This is a genomic window from Pseudomonas anatoliensis, from assembly GCF_017976235.1.
In the GTDB taxonomy this organism is placed as follows: domain Bacteria; phylum Pseudomonadota; class Gammaproteobacteria; order Pseudomonadales; family Pseudomonadaceae; genus Aquipseudomonas; species Aquipseudomonas anatoliensis.
Window position 1 is genome coordinate 1 of sequence record NZ_JACVHC010000002.1, and the last position, 21,255, is coordinate 21,255.

Genomic DNA, 21,255 nt, shown 5'->3' on the forward strand with positions numbered 1-21,255 from the left:
TGAGGGTGTTGTTTGTCCAGTTGCCGGTGCCGTTGATGGCGTTGCCGATCAGGATCAGTTGCTCGACGTTGGCCCCGAGGGTGTAGTCGATGGAGGAGAACACCTGATCGATTGCGGTCAGCGACGTATCGGTCTCGATGACGACATCGCCGATGTTGTCGACGTAGTAGGTGTCGACGCCGTCGCCGCCGATCATGGTGTCAGCGCCGAGGCCGCCGTTGAGCGTGTTGGCTGCGGCGTTGCCGGTCAGCGTGTTGTTCAGTGTGTTGCCGTTACCGTTGATGGCCGTGCCGGTCAGCACCAGGTTTTCCAGATTGGCGCCCAGGGTCCAGTCCACCGAAGAACGCACGGTGTCGATTTCACTGATCAGGGTGCTGTTTTCACTCACGTTGTCGTAGATGTTGTCGACGATGTAGGTGTCGTTGCCCAGACCGCCGACCAAACTATCGGCACCCAGGCCACCGTCGAGGACGTTATCGCCATCGTTGCCGATGATGCCGTTGTTCACCGAGTTGCCTGTGCCGTTGAGGTTGGCATTGCCGGTCAGTGTGAGGTTTTCCAGGTTGGCGCCCAGGGTCCAGTCAATCGAGGCGCGTACGGTGTCGATTTCGCCCGCCAGTGTGCTGGTTTCAATCGTGCTGTCGTAGACGTTATCGACGATATAGGTGTCGTTGCCGAGACCGCCAATCATGGTGTCGCCACCAAGACGGCCGTCTAGCACGTTATCGCCGCCGTTACCGATGAGGGTGTTGTTTGTCCAGTTGCCGGTGCCGTTGATGGCGTTGCCGATCAGGATCAGTTGCTCGACGTTGGCCCCGAGGGTGTAGTCGATGGAGGAGAACACCTGATCGATTGCGGTCAGCGACGTATCGGTCTCGATGACGACATCGCCGATGTTGTCGACGTAGTAGGTGTCGATACCGCCGCCGCCGATCATGGTGTCAGCGCCGAGGCTCCCATTCAGCGTATTGTCCAGTGCGTTACCGGTCAGGATGTCGTTGAAGGCAGAGCCGACCGCATTCTCGATCTTGGCGCCATAGGCAATCGCCAGCCCGTCATTGATAGCTGTCTGGTTGTTGTAATCAATAAAGGCTTTGCCGATCTGGCTGTACGCGCCTTCGTTGAGGTTGATACTGACGGGCGCCAGTTGATTGCTGCCATCAATCGTGTCGTTGCCACCGGCGTCCCAGATGGTCTCGAAAACTGACTGATTAGCTCCCCAGTTGTAGACGGTGTCGCCTGCCTGCCACGCCATATTGGCGCCATACAGACTCTGGATTGCGATGATGTCCAGTACCATCGGCGTGGTCGGCTGATAGGAGTAGTTGCTGTTGTAACTCATCACCGTGAAATGAACATCGTCCAAAGCCGGTGTGAGCAGGGTTTTGTTGGTCGCACTAGTATCGAACGGGTGCTTGAGACCTAGCGCATGCCCGATTTCATGCACGAACGTCATGTAGTCGTAAGTGCCTTTGGCTGGGTTCGGATCATTGGTTTGCGGGCCGACCCACACATCTCCGGCGGTCGGCGTGTTGGCAGGGAAATACGCCCAGGCAGCGGTTTTGTCGTCCATCAACCGGTAGCCGCCGAAACGTAGATCACCCACGTTGGCGAGGTTATCTGTGGTCAGCGTGAAAGTCAGATTGGCGACGGCGCTCCATGAGGCTAGAGAGCTGGTGATGGCAAGCTTCTGTCCGGCAGTCAGCTCGTAAAGTGCGTTGTACTCGTTGTCGGGACTGTAATTAGTGATGAAGTAAGACGTCACCGGCGCCATGAAGCTGTAACTCAGGCTGGTCGGCCCAGACGAGTCCCAGTTTGCTCCCAGCCAGTAGGTTCCGGAAATAAGACTGTCGACCACGGCGTTGCCGGTCAGTGTGGCTGGGAGGCTAAACGAGTAAGTCTGGGGCATCGGCATGCGAAGTATCCTGAGTACGCTGCGGCCCTTCCTGGTGCGACCGCTACAAAAGTGAGATTTTGCAACAGAACATAAATATTTGACATCATTTGGCCACTATTTTTTTATTAGTGGCGTCAAATTACTGACCTGGCGTTCTGTATCGGCGAGTGCAGTAGAATCCTGAAGCAAAACAATCGCCGTCTGTCCAGGATTACTCATGACCGTTCCAAGCCCAGCGCTTATCCGCGAAACCTTCCCCGTCGGCCCATTGCAGTGCAACTGCACGATCATTGGCGACCCGATCTCCAAAAAAGCCATCGTTGTCGACCCGGGCGGCAATCCTGATCTGATAATGTCCCGCCTCGATGCGCTGGGCCTGAAAGTCGTCAGCATCATCCACACCCACGCCCATCTCGATCATTTCCTCGCTTCCGGGCAGATGAAGGAGAAGACCGGCGCGACGCTGCATTTGCACAAGGAAGATCAGTTCCTGTGGGACAACCTCGAGATGCAATGCCAGATGTTCGGTGTGCCCTACGTGCCGGTGCCATCACCGGATCGCTGGCTGTCCGACGATGAGGAACTTGCCTGCGGTTGCGGGGTGGCACTGCATACGCCGGGTCATACGCCCGGTTCCATGAGCTTTTGGTTTTCCGAGGCTAAGCTGTTGATTGCCGGCGACACGCTTTTTCGTCGCGGGGTAGGGCGCACGGATTTATGGGGTGGCGATCAGGCTACCATCGTGCGATCGATCAAGCAGCGGCTGTACACCCTCGACGAAGACGCAACGGTGGTTACCGGGCATGGTCCGGACACGCGTCTGGGTGACGAAATGCGCGAAAACCCTTTTGTGCGGGCGTAAATATTTTGTCATGGGTGTGCGGCGGAATTTTTCTCCATTGTCATGATCCAACGCCCGCAGAGGTTTATTGCCAACCGGCCGCTGCACCTCAGAATGCAGAAAAGTAGGAGCTCTTCATGTTCACCAAGCGTCGTTTGATTATTGTCGCTACTGCCGTGGCTTTGTTGTCCGGCTGCGCCTCGCCTAACCCTTATGACAATCAGGGCCAGGCCGACGGTGGCTCCCAAGGCATGAGCAAAACCGCCAAATACGGCGGCCTCGGCGCTCTGGCCGGTGCACTGGCTGGTGCTGCCATCGGTCACGATAACCGTGGCAAGGGCGCGCTGATCGGCGCTGCTGTGGTCGGTGCTTCCGCTGCCGGTTACGGTTACTACGCCGACCAGCAAGAGAAGAAACTGCGCGCGAGCATGGCCAATACCGGGGTTGAAGTGCAGCGTCAGGGCGATCAGATCAAGCTGATCATGCCGGGCAACATCACTTTCGCTACCGATTCGGCGAACATCGCTTCGAGCTTCTACCAGCCGCTGAACAACCTCGCTGGTTCGCTGAAAGAGTTCAGCCAGAACCAGATCGAAATCGTCGGCTACACCGACAGCACCGGCAGCCGCCAGCACAACATGGACCTGTCCCAGCGTCGTGCGCAGAGCGTGGCGACCTACCTGACGTCGCAAGGTGTCAGCGGCGCCAACCTGTCGGCCCGTGGCGCCGGTCCGGATAATCCGATTGCCAGCAACGGTGACGTCAATGGCCGCGCTCAGAACCGTCGGGTTGAGGTCAACCTGAAGGCGATTCCGGGTCAGCAGTATGGTGGTCAGCAACAGCCGGGCACGGTTCAGCAGTATCCGTAACTGATTGCCTGAATGAAAAAATGCCCGATCCTGTGATCGGGCATTTTTTTTGTGTGGCCGGTGCTGACTCCATCGCGGGCAAGCCCGCTCCCACAGGGTTATGTGTGGAACACTGATTTTGTGTACACCAAATAAACCTGTGGGAGCGGGCTTGCCCGCGATGGGGCCGGTGCATTCACCGTAAAATCATCAGATACAAAAAAGCCCCCGGACACTTCACTGTCCGGGGGCTTTTTGCTTGTCGCGACGACTGATTACTTCTTCAAACCATAATGCTCATCGAGCATGCCTGGTGCGTTTGGAGTCTTCGGCGCGTAATCGCGTGGCGGCTCCTGATCGCGTGGTGGCGTCAGACGCTCGCGTGGAGCCTGCACCGCTTCAGAGTGCAACGAGGCGAGCAAGCGCTGGCGAGTCTGCTCGTCCAGGGCCAGACGATTGGCGCCCTCGGCGAGATGATCCTGCACTTCCTGATAGCTTTGGGTCAGTTTCTTGACCAGCATCGCGGTGCTGTTGAAGTGGGTGACCACTTCGTTTTGATAACTGTCGAAACGCTCCTGGATATCATCCAGTTGACGCTGCGTACGGCTCGGCGCAGCGTTCGGCGCAACGCGCGCGATCAGGAATCCAATGGCGACACCCACAACCAGGGCAAGAGTCGGTAACAACCAAACTAAGAGCGAGTGTTCCACGAGTCCTTCCTCTATAAACGGCTTTGCTTTACGTTAACGGCTCGAACCTGCGCTGTATACCGCGATTCACTCGCAATAGATTGGCACAGACAATTTGCTAGACGAGTCGACCCGATTCGAGGTCACGGAGTTCCTTCCTTGCTGATGCGTGAAACCCCTGTAGTGATTGATGGCCCCGTCGGCCAAATTGAAGCTCTTCACCTGGATAACGAGCAGCCGCGCGGCATCGCGCTGATCTGCCATCCGAACCCGGTGCAGGGCGGCACCATGCTCAACAAGGTCGTCTCGACCCTGCAGCGCACGGCCCGCGACGCCGGTCTGATTACCCTGCGCTTCAACTATCGCGGCGTCGGCGCCAGCGAAGGTAGCCACGACATGGGCACCGGTGAAGTCGACGACGCTCAAGCCGCCGCCGCATGGCTACGGGAAAAACACCCGAATCTGCCGCTGACCCTGTTCGGTTTCTCCTTCGGCGGATTTGTTGCAGCAAGTCTCGGCGGTCGTCTCGAAGCCCAGGGCGTGCAGCTCAAGCACCTGTTCATGGTTGCGCCGGCGGTGATGCGTCTGGGCGAGCAGGATCAACTGCCGCAGCACGGCGAGCTGACCGTGATCCAGCCGGAAACCGACGAAGTCATCGATCCGCAACTGGTTTACCAATGGTCTGAAAAACTCCAGCGCCCCCATGAGCTGCTGAAAGTGGCAGAATGCGGACACTTTTTTCATGGCAAGTTGACCGATCTCAAGGATCTGATCCTGCCGCGTCTCTCGAATTGATTGCAGTCTGACAAGCGATTACCCATGACGAACCGTACCCGCATCCTCACCGGCATCACCACCACCGGCACGCCACACCTTGGCAACTACGCCGGCGCCATCCGTCCGGCGATCCTCGCCAGTCGTGACAGCAATGCCGATTCGTTCTACTTCCTGGCCGACTACCACGCCCTGATCAAATGCGATGACCCGCTGCGCATCCAGCGCTCGCGTCTGGAAATCGCTGCGACCTGGCTGGCCGGTGGCCTTGATGTCGACCGCGTGACCTTCTACCGTCAGTCGGACATCCCGGAAATCCCCGAGCTGACCTGGTTGCTGACCTGTGTCGCCGCCAAAGGCCTGCTCAACCGTGCGCACGCCTACAAGGCCTCGGTGGACAAGAACGTCGAAACCGGTGAGGACCCGGATGCCGGCATCACCATGGGCCTCTACAGCTATCCTGTGCTGATGGCCGCGGACATCCTGATGTTCAACGCGCACAAGGTGCCGGTCGGTCGTGACCAGATCCAGCACGTGGAAATGGCCCGCGACATCGGCCAGCGCTTCAACCACCTGTTTGGCCAAGGCAAAGAATTCTTCACCATGCCTGAAGCGCTGATCGAGGAAAGCGTGGCAACGTTGCCAGGCCTCGACGGTCGCAAGATGTCGAAAAGCTACGACAACACCATCCCGTTGTTCTCCAGCGCCAAAGAGATGAAGGACGCGATCTCGCGGATCGTCACCGACTCCAAAGCGCCAGGCGAAGCCAAGGACCCGGACAACTCGCACCTGTTCACTCTGTTTCAGGCCTTCGCTACGCCAGCACAGGCTGACGAATTCCGCAGTGAACTGCTCGGTGGCCTGGGTTGGGGCGAGGCGAAGAACCGCCTGTTCCAGTTGCTCGACAACGAACTGGGCGAAGCGCGTGACAAGTATCACCAGTTGATCGAGCGTCCGGCGGATCTCGAAGACATCCTGCAGATCGGTGCCAAAAAGGCCCGTGCCGTGGCAACGCCGTTCCTCAACGAACTGCGCGAAGCCGTTGGCCTGCGTTCGTTCGTCAATCAGGTGCAGGTGGCTGCCACCACCAAGAAGAAAGCCGCGAAAGCCGCGCGCTTCGTAAGTTTCCGCGAGGACGACGGCAGTTTCCGCTTCCGTCTGCTGGCGGCCGATGGCGAGCAATTGCTGTTGTCGCGCAACTTCGCCGATGGCAAAACCGCCGGCCAGGTGACCAAGCAACTGCAATCCGGTCAGCCTCTGGACGTGCGCAACGAAGACCTGAGCTTCAGCGTGTGGCTGGAAGGTGAGTGCATCGGCGACAGCCCGGCATTCGCTGACAGCACGGCGCGGGACGCGGCCATCGAGGCCTTGCGCATCGCGTTGACCCCGGTACAGGAATAATCAGCGGCTCGGCCCGACCAAGGGCTGATTGCCATTCCCATGGGCCGTCGCTACAGTGACGGCCCGTTTTTGTTGCCTTGCTAACGAATTATGACGCCCCTAGAACGATACCAAGCTGATCTGAAACGCCCGGACTTCTTCCATGACGCCGCGCAGGAAACTGCTGTGCGTCATTTGCAGCGCCTGTACGAAGATCTGATCGCCGCCGATCAGAACAAGCCGGGCCTGTTGAGCAAACTGTTTGGCAAAAAGGATCAGACGCCGGTCAAGGGTCTGTATTTCTGGGGCGGCGTGGGTCGCGGCAAGACTTACCTGGTCGACACCTTCTTCGAAGCGCTGCCGTTCAAGGAAAAGACCCGCACGCACTTCCACCGCTTCATGAAGCGTGTGCACGAAGAGATGAAAACCCTCGGCGGCGAGAAAAATCCGCTGACCATCATCGCCAAGCGTTTCGCGACTGAATCGCGGGTCATCTGCTTCGATGAGTTCTTTGTCTCTGACATCACCGACGCAATGATCCTCGGCACGCTGATGGAAGAGTTGTTCAAGAACGGCGTGACCCTGGTCGCGACCTCGAACATCGTTCCCGATGGTCTGTACAAGGACGGCCTGCAACGCGCGCGCTTCCTGCCGGCCATCGCGCTGATCAAGCAGCATACCGAAATCGTCAACGTCGACAGCGGCGTCGACTATCGTTTGCGTCACCTCGAGCAGGCGGAACTGTTCCACTATCCGCTCGACGAAGCCGCTCACGAAAGCCTGCGCAAGAGCTTCAAGGCACTGACACCGGAATGCACGGCGGCGGTGGAAAACGACGTGCTGATCATCGAAAATCGCGAGATCCGCGCCCTGCGCACTTGTGATGACGTTGCCTGGTTCGACTTCCGCGAACTGTGCGACGGCCCGCGCAGCCAGAACGACTACATCGAACTGGGCAAAATCTTCCACGCCGTGCTGCTCAGCGGTGTCGAGCAGATGAGCGTCACCACCGACGACATCGCTCGGCGCTTCATCAACATGGTCGACGAGTTCTACGACCGAAACGTGAAGCTGATCATTTCTGCTGAAGTCGAGTTGAAGGATCTTTACACCGGCGGTCGCCTGAACTTCGAGTTCCAGCGCACGCTGAGTCGCCTGCTGGAGATGCAGTCGCACGAATTCCTGTCGCGGGCGCATAAGCCTTAAACAGAATCGCCAATACAGAAAAAGGGCCTGCAATTGCAGGCCCTTTTTTTTGCGCGTTTTGGTCAGTTGATTTGATCGAGGTAAGACGCCAGATCCTTTTGCTGGTGGCACCCGACCAGCAGCCAGAGCAAAATCCTAGCTTTGCGGGGGCAGACAAACCCCGCCATCAAGGCCCCCTTACGCTGCAAATCGATTTCGCTGCCCTCAAAACCGTAGGTTGACCGTGCCGTGGAGCCGCAGCCGGTGCGTGTCGCGATGATTACCGGGATGTGTCGGGCGATGTTTTCGATGACTTTGGCCCAGTGTGCGGAAACATGACCAGCGCCGAATCCGGCAATCACCAGCCCTTCGTAACCCAGCTCGATGACATTTTCCAGCAGCAGGCTGTCCGCAGAGAGCGACGCTTCCAGTAAGGCGATCGTCTGGTGGGTGTTTTGCGGCAGGGGCAAGACTTGACGTGCAACAGGCGGCTGCAAATAGTGCACAACCCCTTCCATTAAAACGCCGGCAGGACCGGTCACAGGCGATGCGAACGCGTGCAGCGCCATGGAGTCGACTTTGCGCACAGCGCTCGCCCGGTGAATCTGCCCGTTGATCACCACTTGGGCGCCGCGCCCCCGACTGCATTGCGCCAGTGCGACGCGGCCGGCGTCCAACAGGTTTGCCGGACCATCGGCACCGGCCTGGGCTGCCGAGCGCATCGCACCAGTCAGCACCAGTGGCTCGTCGTGTTCCCACAGGTGGTCAAAAAAAGTAGCGGATTCTTCCAGCGTGTCCGTGCCTTGAACAATGATTACTCCTGCCGCACCTTGATTGATCTGAAAGTTCGCCCAGCACAACACGCTCAGCAGGTATTCGAAATCAAGTGAGGCGCCAGGCAATAGGCCGAGTGTCTCGACGGTCAACTGCGCGAGCGTTTTCAGTTCCGGCACCGTGTTCAGTAGCGTCTCGCCGGACACCGATGGAACGACACCTTCGCCGCTTTTTACCGATTGCATGCTGACAGTGCCGCCGAGTGCGGCAATGGCCAGTTTGGGCAAGTCCATGTGATACCTCGCAAAGGAAACCGGCGGCTCCTGAATCGGATTCAAGAGCCCGCCGGGGAGGGGGCGTCAGTGGGTTGCCAGCCAGCCGACGAGCGGAAGGATCAGCAGCGTGCTGATGGCCATCGACAACACATTCCCGATGAAACCGTGCATGTGCCCCGGCACTCGTTGCGCGAGGGCGCAAGCCAGCGGTGGCGCGATCAGGGCGCCGAGCAATGCGCTTGAGACAATCACTTGCCACTCGCCGCCGTAGGTCAAAATAGCTGCCGGAACGACTGATACCAGCGGTACATAGGTCGGGTACCAGCCCCGGACCATCCATTGTTTGCGCCAGATCAGCACGCCCAGTGCCGAGGTCAAAGCCTGGCCCGCCAGCAGTTGCGGCAGCAAACCTGTGCCGTAGACAGGGCTCATCGGGTTCAAGGTGAACGCCAGCAATGCGCCGACAATCAGCCCAAGACTGGCCCATTCGTTGCCGAAAAAAGGAGCTTCGGAGAAGTCCGCCAAGACCCGGCGAATGCTCCAGACCACACCATAATCCGGAGCCTTGGCGGTCACCGGGATGCGGGCCTCCTCGGCGACCTGTTCGGGCGCCGCGGATGTCACCAGACTCGGTATGTAGCGGCAGAGTACGAAGGCGCCGATGCTGGCGATTGCCATGCCCGATACATTGCCGATCACGACGGGCAGTCCGAGGGGATTGCAGACGTAATTCACTATCAGCATGCACATGGGCGTCACGAAAAGGGCTCCCATGATTGCGCCATTGACCGCGACCTTCCAGCCACCCCCAAACATCAGCACCATGGCCGCAGGCAACGACACGAACGCCGCAAACGTTGGCTGCCAGCTCGTGGCGGTGACCGTCCAGCCCCACACGAGATTGCTCAATACCAGGCCCAGTAGCGAACTGGTGACGAGCCACGGCCATAGTCCGCTGCCGTAACAAATGGTAAAGCCTTGCCAGGATTTTCCCGTTCGATTCGCCCAGTAACCCAGATACGCACCCGCCAGAAGGCCAATGGATGCGAACTCGTGTTTATAAAATGCCACCTCGCTGATATCTCCCAACACCCAGCGCAGCCAGGCGGTCGGCTCGGGAAGATTCGAGACCATGTGGCCGTAATCCGGCCAGCGTGCTGACCACAGTGAGTGATTGGTCATTGAGAGCCAGACAATCAGCGCAGTAGCACCCAGCAGCAATCCAATGATCATGCTGTCCAGCATTGTTCTGGCAGCGATTTGTTTCCGTGGTTTTGCGTGGATAGTTCCCATTGCATGGCCCCCCGGTTAGCGCGGAAGGCACGGATGCTGGGTATAACCGAGCATTCGGTCGTAGACATCGCAGCGACGATCCCGATGCAGGTCGTTCAAGTCGTTCCAGATAGGCGCACTGCGAGCGCTGGTCAGGTCAATATCGGCATAGAGGATTTCCTGTTGGTCGGCAGATGCCACGCGGCCGATCGGCCAGCCGTTGGTCCCAGCGATCAATGAACATCCAAGATATCGGGCACCGCGCTCCTCGCCGATTCGGCTCGCCGCCGCGATAAACACATTGTTGACGTGTGCGGCGGTCATGGTCAGATAGGATGCCATGCATTTGCCGGCGTCATCGAACAACGGTGGTGGAGTCCAGACCCAGTTGTTAAGGCTGCAAATGATGTCTGCGCCTTGCTGACTCAGAATCCTCGGGACTTCGGGAAACCAGATGTCCCAGCAGATCAGCAATCCAATGCGACCGATAGGCGTATCGAAGACCGGGAATCCCGAGTCGCCGGCAGTAAACCAGAGCTTTTCCAGGTTCCAGAGATGAGCCTTGCGATACTTGCCGATAAAACCGTCAGGCCCTACCAGTACGCCAGTGTTGTACAGCCTCGAACCTTCACGCTCGGTCAGCCCGGCTACCAGATAAACCTGATGATGACGGGCAAAATCTTCCCAGCTGCTGACACACGGCCCGTCGGGAACCGCTTCGGCATGATCAAACGCATCCTGCCGGTTCTGGAAGTAATAACCGGTACTGGTCAGCTCGGGCAAAACGATCAGATTTGCACCGTTATTAACCGCTTCCAGCGCCAACTCCAGGCTGGTACCCAGGTTTGCCGCGCGGTTCTGCGTCCCGACCTGTGGATCACATTGCACAACTGCGACACGAACGGGGCTTGTGGACTCACTCATTTTCATGACCTCTTATTATTGTTTTCACACCGTTGAATGGCGGGGTCATAAGAGTCGAGTCGAGAGCAAAGCGTAAGTCGGCGCTTTCCGGTTAAGTTGTAGTCCGTCTCCTAGGACGCGGATGCTGCGCCCGGACAATCAGGCATCGTGTTGATAATGCGGGTAGTCATTCATGGTGAAGCCACCGTTGAAACTGGCACCGGTCTTGTCGCAAATATGGATGACTGCATCGACGGCACCGCGAAAGCAGGGTTCTGTCCAGCCTGCATCAACCGAAAAAGACTCTCCAGACAAATACAGTCCAGAAGCCCTTGAGGAGTCTCGGTTGTATTTCAACAAGCGAACGGCATCGTGGTAAGCACCGGGACGATAGAGCTTGGCGCAGCCCAATGAATTCTTATCAGTCATCCAGCGCTGCACGATGGCTTGTTCGAGGCCAATGTACGGGGATATCCGTTGTTGGATATTGCTGGAGTTCATGAGGATTCGATCTAGTTCCTCTGCGCACTTTGCGACCAGTTCTTTGTCGCTGAAGCAGGAAAGTTTGGTTGCATCGTCCTCCCAGGTGTAACTCAAAAGAATGCAGTCGTAGCTGTAGTTCTCGTTGTAGCGGTAGGTATAAACGTCGTGGATAAAGCTGTCCGTGACGATCGCCTGGGGGATGGTGGTATTGCCGGATAAAAAGGATTTCTTCAGCGGCGCGAAGACTTTACAGCTGGTTTCCCAGTGCGCAGTTTTGTAGGCGTTAATCGTTTCAAACGGCAGCATCTGTGGCGTGAAGTTTTCCAGCTTGATTCTTGTCTCGATCAACCATGAGGGCAGCGTCATGATCACTGAATCAAAGTCGTTGAAGTGTTCCTGGGTTAACTCGGGCTTGCTCTGTTTCCAATTGAAGTAGACGCGGGTTCTTCCGCTGCCGAGTTTTTTCAATCTGTTGACGGAGCAGTCGGTCAGCAGGCCTTCGCTGCTTTGCTGGCAGTGCTCATAAAAAGATTGAGTGGACTCCTCGGGCTTCATGAACATCAGGCATTCACTCAGTGCCGCGAGCCCCAGATAGCGTGGTTTATCAAACTGCAGACCAGTCGAATCGAAAACAGCATTGCTGTTCAAAAGGGGCGAGTCAGCTAACGGGTCACCTTTTTCATCGACTCGGCCATGCACCAATTGCAGCTGGCTGCTGAAGCCAAATATTGCAGTGCGCAGTGGGTATAAAGCGCATACGTCGTAGAAGGCGCCCCAACTACCGTCACCAATCCCGATGGCATAGAAAATGGTCGACTCCTTTGTTGACATGCCCATCCCGCCAAAGTCGCCGGGACTGTCGCGATTCCAGCTCTGCAAGGCAGGCATGCCAACCAGTTCGCGGAAGGAAACGGCGTGGTATTTTTCGACGATTGCGGCCCACGCGTCCTCCCAGTCCTTACCCGCGTACATTTCGGCAATGTGCCGGGTCATGCGGTCGGCGAAAGCTCGCCACTTGGTATACACCGCTTGCAGTTCGCCACTGGGTGGAGGCGTCTGACTGTCGGCATTTTTCCAGATCAGCATTTGCGGTGTGGACTCGCCCGACAGGCTACCCTCGCGCAGGTAAATGCCGGTTGATTTGACCCATTGGCTGCCAGGGTTGGCGAAGTCCGAAAGCGCCAAGTCAAAGGTCTTTGCGTAATAGGCCATGAGCGACCGGCCTTCAGTCGGCAACTCGCCTTCGAGGTTGAACAGAGGCATGCGCATCGCGCCCATTTCAAAAGGGGTATGGCTCGCGCTGGATTGAGGGCTTCCCGGAACGGTCAGGTGCCTGCCGCCTATTCGGGAGGATTGCTCGATGAGCGTGATATGCCTGAAGCCGCAGCGCAGTAACTCTCTGGCGGCTGTGAGACCGGTGATGCCAGCGCCAATGATGCAGATTCGGTGGTGTGGGTCAGTGGCGCAAGCGATGCCGCCTTTTTGCTCGACCAGTGCGCGATAGTCAAAGCACAAGTCAGGAGGATTGGGAAAGCGGGCCTTCCATCTCGATGGCGTAGAGCGTTTTGTTCTTGCCTCAACGCCGGTGGCCTGTGATGGATAGTTGTAGCTGGATCCGATGGTCACTGTTCATCTTCCTTGATGCGATGTGCATGTGAAGGAGTCTGTACGGCGAATCAATGCATGGACAGTCGTAAAACAGGTCGAGAAGCTGATCTGTTTTCGCTGATTTTTGTGGGAAAAAACATGCCGGTTAGAGCAGTCCATGTGAAAGGACTACTCGCACATGGACGTCTGTCTGATGTGTTTATGCAGCCTGCTGAAACTGCTGCCGATACTGGTTCGGTGACAGTTCAGTGTGCTGACGGAACAGCCGCGCGAAGAAGCTCGCGTCGTCATAACCGACTTCATAACTGATGGTCTTGATGCTCTTGCGGCTGGCGGACAACAAGCCCTTGGCGGTTTCGATGCGCAGCCGTTGCAGATAGTGCAGGGGCTTGTCGCCGGTGGCGGTCTGGAAGCGGCGCATGAAATTGCGGATGCTCATGCCGTGCTCGCGCGCGACGTCCTCGAAGCGGAACTTGTCGGCGAAGTGCTCTTCGAGCCAGTGCTGGATCTGCAGGATGATCACGTCCTGATGCAGCTTCTGCCCGCCAAAACCGATGCGGCCCGGCGAGTAGCTGCGCTGCACTTCGTAGAGGATGTCGCGGGCTACAGCCTGCGCGACGTTGGCGCCGCAGAAGCGCTCGATCAAGTAGATGTAGAGGTCGCAGGCCGAGGTGGTGCCGCCGGCACAGTAGAGATTGTCTGCATCGGTCAGGTGTTTGTCCTGATTGAGGTAGACCTTCGGGAAACGCTCGGTGAAAGCGTTGAAAAAGCGCCAATAGGTCGTTGCTTCCTTGCCATCGAGCAGGCCGGCCTCGGCCAGCCAGAACACCCCGGTGGCTTCGCCGCACAGGACGGCGCCGCGAGCATGTTGCTCACGCAGCCACGGCAGGACTTGCGGGTAGCGGCTGCACAACGTGTCGAAATCGTCCCAGAACGCCGGGAGGATGATGATATCGGTATTTTCCAGGCCGCCGTCCACTGGCATGACCACATTACTGAAGCTTTTGACCGGCTTGCCATCGGGGCTGACCAGGCGGGTTTCGAACGCCGGGGTCAGGCCTTGGCCCAGTTGTTTACCGTAACGCAGGCTCGCCACATGGAAGAAGTCCTTGGCTTGCATAAGTGTGTAGGCGAAAACCTGGTCGATCGCCAGGATGCTGACGCGCCGCAAGGGCGTGGAGACGTGCTTGGACATAATTCAACTTTTGTTTTGTTTTTATAAGGGAAAGTGGTCACCAGACGGCTGGATCGTCTTATTTTTTGTCGGATGTGTCCAGTGTCCTCTATCGGAGGGGAGGCTTAGTCTCTGAAGGACACAGCCCTCCAACAAGAAAGAAAGGTGCCGCATGATCCCCAGAACCTTGTTCAGCTCCGAGCACGAATTGTTCCGCGACAGCGTACGAACCTTCCTCGAAAAAGAGGCCGTGCCGTTTCACGGGCAATGGGAGAAACAAGGCCACATCGACCGCAAACTCTGGAACAAGGCAGGGGAGGCGGGGATGCTCTGCTCGCATCTGCCGGAAGAGTACGGAGGCTTGGGGGCGGACTTTCTTTACAGCGCGGTGGTGATCGAAGAGGTTGGGCGATTGGGCCTGACCGGCATCGGTTTCTCGTTACATTCGGACATTGTTGCACCGTACATCCTGCATTACGGCAGCGAAGCGCTGAAGCATAAATACTTGCCGAAACTGGTGTCCGGCGAGATGGTCACGGCCATTGCCATGACTGAGCCCGGCGCGGGTTCCGATCTGCAGGGCGTCAAGACCACCGCCGTGCTGGACGGTGACGAGTACGTGATCAATGGTTCGAAAACCTTCATTACCAACGGCTTTCTCGCTGATCTGGTGATTGTCGTCGCCAAGACCGATCCAAAGGCCGGCGCCAAGGGCACCAGCCTGTTTCTGGTGGAAGCGAATACGCCGGGCTTCGAGAAGGGCAAGCGCCTGGAGAAGGTCGGAATGAAGGCGCAGGACACGTCGGAATTGTTCTTCCAGGACGTACGCGTGCCGAAGGAAAATTTACTGGGGCAGGCCGGGTCGGGGTTTGCTTACCTGATGCAGGAGTTGCCGCAAGAGCGTTTGACCGTGGCGATTGGTGGCCTGGCTTCCGCGGAAGCAGCGTTGCAATGGACGCTGGATTACACCCGTGATCGCAAGGCGTTCGGCAAGGCGATTGCCGATTTCCAGAACACCCGCTTCAAACTGGCGGAAATGGCCACGGAGATTCAGATTGGCCGGGTCTTCGTTGACCGCTGTCTTGAGCTGCATCTGCAAGGCAAGCTCGACGTGCCGACGGCGGCGATGGCCAAGTACTGGGGCACCGACCTGCAATGCAAGGTGCTCGACGAATGCGTGCAGTTGCACGGCGGTTACGGCTTCATGTGGGAATACCCGGTAGCCCGGGCGTGGGCGGATGCGCGCGTGCAGCGGATTTATGCCGGCACCAATGAAATCATGAAGGAGATCATTGCGCGGTCGCTTTGAATGGCTGAAAAGATCGCAGCCTGCGGCAGCTCATACGGGTGTTCACCTACCCTGTGTAGGAGCTGCCGAAGGCTGCGATCTTTTATTTACGGCGCAGGATTCGGATGATCCTTGTGAATCGCCTCGATCCCTTCCAGCACTTCGTCGGAAAGCTTCAGATCAAAACTGGCAATGTTGCTGTCCAGTTGCTCAAGCGTCGTCGCGCCAATGATGTTGCTGGTGACGAACGGCTGCTGAGTCACGAACGCCAAAGCCATTTGCGCCGGATCCAGTCCGTGTTCACGGGCCATTGCGACATAACGGCTGCACGCTGCTTCCGATTGCGCATTGAAATAGCGGCTGAAGCGGCTGTAGAGGCTCAGACGACCTTTTGGTGGGCGCGCGCCACCTTCGTACTTGCCCGAAAGGAAACCGAACGCCAGCGGCGAATAGGCGAGCAAGCCGCATTGTTCGCGGATGGCGATTTCTGCCAGGCCCACTTCAAAGCTGCGGTTGAGCAGGTTGTACGGGTTCTGGATCGACACGGCACGCGGCCAGCCCCTTGCTTCGGCCAGGGCGAGGAAGCGCATGGTGCCCCACGGCGTTTCGTTGGACAGGCCGATGTGGCGGATTTTGCCGGCCTTCACTTGCTCGTCGAGTGCTTCGAGGGTGTCTTCAAGTGGCGTCAGGTTGGCTTCGATCTTGTGTTTGTAGCCCAGTTGTCCGAAAAAGTTGGTGCTGCGCTCCGGCCAGTGCAGTTGGTAAAGATCGATGTAATCGGTCTGCAGGCGCTTGAGGCTGGCATCCACCGCTGCGGTGATGTGCTGGCGGTTGTGGCGCAGGTTTTTGTCGCGGATATAGTCGATGGTGTTGCCGGGACCGGCGATCTTGCTGGCCAGTATCCAGTCGGCACGATCGCCACGGCTTTTGAAGTAATTGCCGATATAACGCTCGGTGGTGGCATAGGTTTCGGCTTTCGGCGGTACCGGATACATCTCGGCGGTGTCGATGAAATTGATCCCGGCCTCTTTGGCCCGTTCGATCTGGGCGAAGGCTTCAGCTTCAGTGTTTTGCTCGCCCCAGGTCATGGTGCCGAGGCAGATTGCACTCACGTTCAGGTCGGTACGGCCTAGCTGGCGATAGTCCATCGGGTGCTCCTTGGGCAAAACAATCATAAAAGCAGGTTGAAATATTTTTCGCAATCTGCATAATTGCCGACCTCTTTCTGCAGTGGAAGTGATGCGCCGCCGCCGAAGAATCTTGCCGTTGAACGGACGCGCCGACCCGAGCCCCCGAAAGCGTCTGTATCCGGCTGCCTTTGACTTGTCAAAGTACGCACTATTCAGTAAGATCCGCCGTCTAATTTACAGGGCGGCCCCTGAGGCTATAAAGAATGAAAACTTTTACTGCTAAACCAGAAACAGTAAAGCGCGACTGGTTTGTCGTCGACGCTGCTGGTCAGACCCTGGGTCGTCTGGCCACCGAAATCGCGAGCCGTCTGCGTGGCAAGCACAAGCCTGAGTACACTCCTCACGTTGACACCGGCGACTACATCGTCGTAATCAATGCTGAGCAGATTCGTGTTACCGGTGCTAAAACCACTGACAAAATGTACTACTCCCACTCCGGTTTCCCGGGCGGCATCAAGTCGATCAACTTTGAAAAGCTGATCGCTAAAGCCCCTGAGCGCGTGATCGAGACCGCGGTTAAAGGCATGCTGCCTAAAAACCCACTGGGTCGCGACATGTACCGTAAGCTGAAAGTCTATGCGGGCGCTGCACACCCACATACTGCTCAGCAGCCCCAAGAACTGAAGTTTTAACGGAATAGTACATTATGTCGGCGACTCAAAATTACGGCACTGGCCGTCGCAAGACCGCAACCGCACGCGTTTTCCTGCGTCCGGGTACTGGTAATATCTCCATCAACAATCGTTCGCTGGAAAACTTCTTCGGCCGCGAAACTGCCCGCATGGTAGTTCGCCAGCCGCTGGAGCTGACTGAGACTGTCGAGAAGTTCGACATCTACGTCACCGTGATCGGTGGTGGTGTAAGTGGTCAGGCTGGCGCAATCCGCCACGGCATCACTCGCGCTCTGATGGACTACGACGAAACCCTGCGTGGCGCTCTGCGCAAAGCCGGCTTCGTTACTCGCGACGCCCGTGAAGTTGAACGTAAGAAAGTTGGTCTGCGTAAAGCGCGTAAGCGTCCGCAGTACTCGAAGCGTTAATTCCGCTTCCGCGTTCAAAAGAACGCCCGCCTCCTCACGGAAGCGGGCGTTTTTTTATGCCTGCGATTTATCAAAAGAATTGCGCTGTGACAACTTGCCTCATTCGTAGAACCCCTATACTGCAAGGCTTGAGGGGGAGAGCTCCGGGTAATTCCCTTGTCAGAACTGGGGCTTTTCATTACCATCTCGGCAAAATTTTTATAAGTAACATTGATTTATTTAGTAGACGCCTGATTTAACAGGCCACAAAAGCTGATGGGAGAGGACTGAATGAGCAATGACGGCGTGAATGCAGGCCGGCGTCGCTTCTTGGTAGCAGCCACATCCGTGGTGGGTGCTGCAGGAGCGGTGGGGGCTGCGGTCCCGTTCGTGGGGTCATGGTTTCCCAGTGCCAAGGCGAAAGCCGCTGGTGCACCGGTGAAAGTGAATGTCAGCAAAATCGAGCCAGGGCAGCAGATGATTGCTGAATGGCGCGGCCAGCCGGTGTTCATTGTCCGCCGTACCGAGGAAATCCTGGGGAATCTTAAGAAGATCGAGGGCCAGCTCTCTGATCCGACCTCCAAAAACTCCACGCAACCCACCTATGTCGACCCTGAAGTGCGTTCGATCAAGCCGGAAATTCTCCTGCTGATCGGGATTTGCACACACTTGGGTTGCTCACCGACCTTCCGTCCCGAAGTGGCACCTGCGGATCTGGGTAAAGACTGGGTAGGCGGTTATTTCTGCCCTTGCCACGGTTCCCACTACGATCTGGCTGGCCGCGTCTACAAGTCGCAACCTGCGCCTTTGAACCTGCCAGTTCCCCCGCATTCCTATGAGACCGATGACCTGATTGTCATTGGCGTCGATACGGAGAAAGCGTGATGAGCAAGTTCATGGATTGGGTTGATGCGCGCTTCCCCGCCACAAAAATGTGGGAAGACCATCTCAGCAAGTATTACGCTCCAAAGAACTTCAACTTCTTCTACTTTTTCGGCTCGCTGGCGCTGCTGGTTCTGGTCAACCAGATCGTCACCGGTGTCTGGCTGACGATGAGCTATACCCCGTCGGCAGAAGAGGCGTTTGCTTCCGTCGAATACATCATGCGCGACGTCGAGTACGGCTCGATCCTGCGTCTGCTGCACTCGACTGGCGCTTCGGCGTTCTTCATCGTGGTCTATCTGCACATGTTCCGTGGCTTGCTCTACGGTTCGTATCAGAAACCGCGTGAGCTGGTCTGGGTGTTCGGCATGCTGATCTACCTGGCGCTGATGGCCGAAGCCTTCATGGGTTATCTGCTGCCGTGGGGGCAGATGTCCTACTGGGGGGCGCAGGTGATCATCTCGCTGTTCGGTGCGATTCCGCTGATCGGCGACGACCTGACCCAGTGGATTCGTGGTGACTACCTGATCTCCGGGATCACCCTGAACCGCTTCTTCGCCTTGCACGTTGTGGCCTTGCCGATCGTGATCCTCGGTCTGGTGGTGCTGCACATTCTGGCGCTGCATGAAGTGGGTTCGAACAACCCTGACGGCGTTGATATCAAGAAGCACAAAGACGAAAACGGCATCCCGCTGGATGGCATTCCTTTCCATCCGTACTACACCGTGAAAGACATTGTCGGCGTAGTGGTGTTCCTGTTCATCTTCTGCTTTATCGTGTTCTTCTTCCCGGAAATGGGCGGCTATTTCCTCGAAAAGCCGAACTTTGAACCGGCCAACCCATTCAAGACACCAGAGCACATTGCACCGGTTTGGTACTTCACCCCGTTCTACGCGATCCTGCGGGCAATCCCGGACAAACTCATGGGCGTTATCGCCATGGGCGCGGCCATTGCAGTGCTGTTTGTCCTGCCGTGGCTTGATCGCAGTCCGGTCAAGTCGATGCGTTATAAAGGCTGGCTGAGCAAAATCTGGCTGGTGGTGTTCTGCATTTCGTTCGTGATCCTCGGCGTTCTAGGCGTTCTGGCGCCAACCCCGGGTCGCACGCTGCTGTCGCAGGTCTGCACCTTCCTGTACTTCGCCTACTTCATTCTGATGCCGTTCTACACCAGGCTCGAGAAGACCAAACCGGTTCCGGATAGGGTGACTGGCTGATGAAAAAGTTATTTTTTGCTCTGATTTTTGCTGCTTTGCCTGTCCTGTCTTTCGCCGCTGAACACGGCGGTCCGGAGCTGGAAAAAGTCGATATTGACGTCGGTGACAAGGCTGCCCTGCAAGATGGTGCGCGTACCTTTGCCAACTATTGCATGGGTTGCCACAGTGCCAAGTTCCAGCGTTACGAGCGGGTTGCCGATGATCTTGGCGTGCCCCACGAACTGATGCTGGAGAAGCTGGTGTTCACTGGCGCCAAGATCGGCGACCACATGAACATCGGCATGCAACCGGCCGATGCCAAGACCTGGTTCGGCGCAGCGCCGCCGGATCTGACCCTGGTGGCTCGCGTTCGTGGCACTGACTGGCTCTACGGTTACCTGAAGTCGTTCTACGAAGATCCTGCGCGTCCATGGGGCGTGAACAACAAGGTCTTCCCGAACGTCGGCATGCCTAACGTGCTGGTCGGCCTGCAAGGTCGTCAGGTCGTAGGCTGCAAACAGGTGCAGATCGTGGAGGACGGCAAGAAGCAATATGATCCGCTGACCGGTACGCCTCTGACTCATGAAGCGTGCGATCAACTGACCATCGTGCCGAAGTCCGGTGCTCTGAATGAAGAGCAGTTCGATGAGAAGGTCAAGAATCTGGTAACCTTCCTGGCTTACTCGGCTAACCCGGTTAAGCTGCAACATCAGCGCATCGGTACTTACGTTTTGCTGTACCTGGCGTTCTTCTTTGTGTTCGCCTATTTGCTCAAGCGTGAATACTGGAAAGACGTGCACTGATACGCTTCAAGCATTGCTGTTAATCGCGCGCGCCCAAGGGCGCCTCCGACAGCGTAGCGCCTGGTAAGCCAGGTGTTACGGGAGGCGCCCTCTGGGCGCGCGCGTTTTTCCGGTTCCGATAATTTCAACAAGCGAGGAGGATCGCCATGGGCGTGACCAATCGGTTGGCCTGTTACTCCGACCCCGCCGACCACTATTCCCACCGAGTGCGCATTGTGCTTGCAGAGAAGGGTGTCAGCGCCGAGATCATTTATGTGGAAGCTGGTCGCCAGCCGCCTAAACTGATTGAGGTGAACCCTTACGGAAGTCTGCCGACGCTGGTCGATCGTGACCTGGCGTTGTGGGAGTCGACCGTGGTGATGGAGTATCTGGATGAGCGTTACCCGCACCCGCCGTTGCTGCCGGTTTACCCGGTGGCACGTGCCAACAGCCGACTGCTGATTCATCGTATTCAGCGCGACTGGTGTGGTCTGGTGGATCTGATTCTGGATCCTAAAAGCAAGGAGGCCGCGCGCGTCGTGGCGCGCAAGGAATTGCGCGAAAGCCTGACCGGCGTGTCGCCGCTGTTTGCCGACAAGCCGTTTTTCCTCAGTGAGGAACAAAGTCTGGTGGATTGCTGCCTATTGCCAATACTCTGGCGTTTGCCGATTCTGGGTATTGAACTGCCGCGGCCTGCCAAGCCGTTGCTTGATTACATGGAGCGCTCTTTTGCGCGTGAGGCTTTCCAGGCGAGTCTGTCTGGTGTCGAACGCGACATGCGCTAAGGCTTAAGGAGCCG

At 57.3% G+C, this 21,255-nt stretch carries 20 protein-coding genes; 12 read left to right on the forward strand and 8 right to left on the reverse strand.

The annotated features are described in order from the left end of the window. Positions 1–1,915 (reverse strand): matrixin family metalloprotease (locus tag ICA16_RS05490; RefSeq protein ID WP_228734148.1); only part of this gene is annotated, 1,915 nt, incomplete at its 3' end. Positions 1,916–2,114: 199 nt separating this feature from the next. Here ICA16_RS05490 and ICA16_RS05495 point away from each other — a divergent pair. Both ICA16_RS05495 and ICA16_RS05500 read left to right on the forward strand, forming a co-directional pair. After that, a complete protein-coding gene (locus ICA16_RS05495; RefSeq protein WP_210554935.1) occupies positions 2,115–2,759 on the forward strand; it encodes an MBL fold metallo-hydrolase in 645 nt (214 codons plus the stop codon). A gap of 116 nt (positions 2,760–2,875) precedes the next feature. Next, positions 2,876–3,607, forward strand: a complete 732-nt coding sequence (locus ICA16_RS05500) for a YiaD family glycine zipper/OmpA-like lipoprotein (protein WP_150616353.1) — start codon at positions 2,876–2,878, stop codon at positions 3,605–3,607. Between the two features lie 254 nt (positions 3,608–3,861). Here ICA16_RS05500 and ICA16_RS05505 read toward each other — a convergent pair whose 3' ends face one another. Then, a complete protein-coding gene (locus ICA16_RS05505; protein WP_150616352.1) occupies positions 3,862–4,296 on the reverse strand; it encodes a Z-ring associated ZapG family protein in 435 nt (144 codons plus the stop codon). A gap of 144 nt (positions 4,297–4,440) precedes the next feature. On the opposite strand from ICA16_RS05505, the gene ICA16_RS05510 reads away from it, so the two are divergent. The 3 genes from ICA16_RS05510 to zapE all read left to right on the forward strand — a co-directional run bounded on the left by ICA16_RS05510 (position 4,441) and on the right by zapE (position 7,635). Continuing rightward, on the forward strand, positions 4,441–5,070 hold the full coding sequence (locus tag ICA16_RS05510) for an alpha/beta hydrolase (RefSeq protein ID WP_150616418.1): 630 nt from the start codon (positions 4,441–4,443) through the stop codon (positions 5,068–5,070). A 24-nt stretch (positions 5,071–5,094) separates the two neighbouring features. Beyond that, positions 5,095–6,450 (forward strand): tryptophan--tRNA ligase, encoded by a 1,356-nt coding sequence (locus ICA16_RS05515; protein ID WP_150604365.1) that lies wholly within the window; start codon positions 5,095–5,097, stop codon positions 6,448–6,450. A 90-nt stretch (positions 6,451–6,540) separates the two neighbouring features. Beyond that, complete coding sequence (gene zapE, locus ICA16_RS05520) at positions 6,541–7,635, forward strand: cell division protein ZapE (protein ID WP_042561007.1); 1,095 nt, start codon at positions 6,541–6,543, stop codon at positions 7,633–7,635. 62 nt (positions 7,636–7,697) lie between these two features. On the opposite strand, the gene ICA16_RS05525 is transcribed toward zapE, so the two are convergent. The 5 genes from ICA16_RS05525 to ICA16_RS05545 all read right to left on the reverse strand — a co-directional run bounded on the left by ICA16_RS05525 (position 7,698) and on the right by ICA16_RS05545 (position 14,025). After that, on the reverse strand, positions 7,698–8,681 hold the full coding sequence (locus ICA16_RS05525; RefSeq protein WP_210700184.1) for an asparaginase: 984 nt from the start codon (positions 8,679–8,681) through the stop codon (positions 7,698–7,700). Positions 8,682–8,747: 66 nt separating this feature from the next. After that, positions 8,748–9,956 (reverse strand): hypothetical protein, encoded by a 1,209-nt coding sequence (locus ICA16_RS05530; RefSeq protein ID WP_210700185.1) that lies wholly within the window; start codon positions 9,954–9,956, stop codon positions 8,748–8,750. 15 nt (positions 9,957–9,971) lie between these two features. Beyond that, a complete protein-coding gene (locus tag ICA16_RS05535) occupies positions 9,972–10,859 on the reverse strand; it encodes a nitrilase family protein (RefSeq protein WP_150604362.1) in 888 nt (295 codons plus the stop codon). A 138-nt stretch (positions 10,860–10,997) separates the two neighbouring features. Then, a complete protein-coding gene (locus ICA16_RS05540) occupies positions 10,998–12,947 on the reverse strand; it encodes a flavin monoamine oxidase family protein (protein ID WP_210700186.1) in 1,950 nt (649 codons plus the stop codon). A 181-nt stretch (positions 12,948–13,128) separates the two neighbouring features. After that, on the reverse strand, positions 13,129–14,025 hold the full coding sequence (locus tag ICA16_RS05545) for a GlxA family transcriptional regulator (RefSeq protein WP_191627683.1): 897 nt from the start codon (positions 14,023–14,025) through the stop codon (positions 13,129–13,131). A gap of 250 nt (positions 14,026–14,275) precedes the next feature. Between ICA16_RS05545 and ICA16_RS05550 the strand changes: the two genes are divergently transcribed. Next, positions 14,276–15,412 carry an acyl-CoA dehydrogenase family protein gene (locus ICA16_RS05550; RefSeq protein ID WP_210700187.1) on the forward strand — a complete coding sequence of 379 codons (1,137 nt, stop codon included), beginning with the start codon at positions 14,276–14,278 and terminating at the stop codon, positions 15,410–15,412. Positions 15,413–15,498: 86 nt separating this feature from the next. Here the strand turns inward: ICA16_RS05550 and ICA16_RS05555 are convergent, their stop codons facing one another. Then, positions 15,499–16,539 carry an NADP(H)-dependent aldo-keto reductase gene (locus ICA16_RS05555; protein ID WP_210700188.1) on the reverse strand — a complete coding sequence of 347 codons (1,041 nt, stop codon included), beginning with the start codon at positions 16,537–16,539 and terminating at the stop codon, positions 15,499–15,501. A 245-nt stretch (positions 16,540–16,784) separates the two neighbouring features. Here ICA16_RS05555 and rplM point away from each other — a divergent pair, with 245 nt between their 5' ends. The 6 genes from rplM to ICA16_RS05585 all read left to right on the forward strand — a co-directional run bounded on the left by rplM (position 16,785) and on the right by ICA16_RS05585 (position 21,241). Then, complete coding sequence (gene rplM / locus ICA16_RS05560; protein WP_007917032.1) at positions 16,785–17,213, forward strand: 50S ribosomal protein L13; 429 nt, start codon at positions 16,785–16,787, stop codon at positions 17,211–17,213. Positions 17,214–17,227: 14 nt separating this feature from the next. Beyond that, positions 17,228–17,620: a 30S ribosomal protein S9 gene (rpsI, locus tag ICA16_RS05565; RefSeq protein WP_008080273.1), complete on the forward strand. Its 393-nt coding sequence runs from the start codon at positions 17,228–17,230 to the stop codon at positions 17,618–17,620. Between the two features lie 270 nt (positions 17,621–17,890). Further along, positions 17,891–18,484, forward strand: coding sequence for a ubiquinol-cytochrome c reductase iron-sulfur subunit (petA, locus tag ICA16_RS05570; RefSeq protein WP_007917031.1), 594 nt, complete (start codon positions 17,891–17,893; stop codon positions 18,482–18,484). After that, the gene (locus tag ICA16_RS05575) at positions 18,484–19,695 is read left to right on the forward strand and encodes a cytochrome b (RefSeq protein ID WP_150604358.1); all 1,212 of its coding nucleotides are present in this window, start codon (positions 18,484–18,486) and stop codon (positions 19,693–19,695) included. The genes petA and ICA16_RS05575 overlap by 1 nt, the downstream gene beginning before the upstream one ends. Next, positions 19,695–20,477, forward strand: a complete 783-nt coding sequence (locus ICA16_RS05580) for a cytochrome c1 (protein ID WP_150604357.1) — start codon at positions 19,695–19,697, stop codon at positions 20,475–20,477. The genes ICA16_RS05575 and ICA16_RS05580 overlap by 1 nt, the downstream gene beginning before the upstream one ends. 146 nt (positions 20,478–20,623) lie before the next feature. Then, complete coding sequence (locus ICA16_RS05585) at positions 20,624–21,241, forward strand: glutathione S-transferase N-terminal domain-containing protein (protein ID WP_047303097.1); 618 nt, start codon at positions 20,624–20,626, stop codon at positions 21,239–21,241. Positions 21,242–21,255 lie beyond the last annotated feature (14 nt).

Coding starts and splice junctions, on each gene's coding strand:
- ICA16_RS05495 (WP_210554935.1), top strand. CDS start 2,115: ATGACCGTTCCAAGCCCAGCGCTTATCCGCGAAACCTTCCCCGTCGGC.
- ICA16_RS05500 (WP_150616353.1), top strand. CDS start 2,876: ATGTTCACCAAGCGTCGTTTGATTATTGTCGCTACTGCCGTGGCTTTG.
- ICA16_RS05510 (WP_150616418.1), top strand. CDS start 4,441: ATGCGTGAAACCCCTGTAGTGATTGATGGCCCCGTCGGCCAAATTGAA.
- ICA16_RS05515 (WP_150604365.1), top strand. CDS start 5,095: ATGACGAACCGTACCCGCATCCTCACCGGCATCACCACCACCGGCACG.
- zapE (WP_042561007.1), top strand. CDS start 6,541: ATGACGCCCCTAGAACGATACCAAGCTGATCTGAAACGCCCGGACTTC.
- ICA16_RS05525 (WP_210700184.1), bottom strand. CDS start 8,681: ATGGACTTGCCCAAACTGGCCATTGCCGCACTCGGCGGCACTGTCAGC.
- ICA16_RS05530 (WP_210700185.1), bottom strand. CDS start 9,956: ATGGGAACTATCCACGCAAAACCACGGAAACAAATCGCTGCCAGAACA.
- ICA16_RS05535 (WP_150604362.1), bottom strand. CDS start 10,859: ATGAGTGAGTCCACAAGCCCCGTTCGTGTCGCAGTTGTGCAATGTGAT.
- ICA16_RS05550 (WP_210700187.1), top strand. CDS start 14,276: ATGATCCCCAGAACCTTGTTCAGCTCCGAGCACGAATTGTTCCGCGAC.
- ICA16_RS05555 (WP_210700188.1), bottom strand. CDS start 16,539: ATGGACTATCGCCAGCTAGGCCGTACCGACCTGAACGTGAGTGCAATC.
- rplM (WP_007917032.1), top strand. CDS start 16,785: ATGAAAACTTTTACTGCTAAACCAGAAACAGTAAAGCGCGACTGGTTT.
- rpsI (WP_008080273.1), top strand. CDS start 17,228: ATGTCGGCGACTCAAAATTACGGCACTGGCCGTCGCAAGACCGCAACC.
- petA (WP_007917031.1), top strand. CDS start 17,891: ATGAGCAATGACGGCGTGAATGCAGGCCGGCGTCGCTTCTTGGTAGCA.
- ICA16_RS05575 (WP_150604358.1), top strand. CDS start 18,484: ATGAGCAAGTTCATGGATTGGGTTGATGCGCGCTTCCCCGCCACAAAA.
- ICA16_RS05580 (WP_150604357.1), top strand. CDS start 19,695: ATGAAAAAGTTATTTTTTGCTCTGATTTTTGCTGCTTTGCCTGTCCTG.
- ICA16_RS05585 (WP_047303097.1), top strand. CDS start 20,624: ATGGGCGTGACCAATCGGTTGGCCTGTTACTCCGACCCCGCCGACCAC.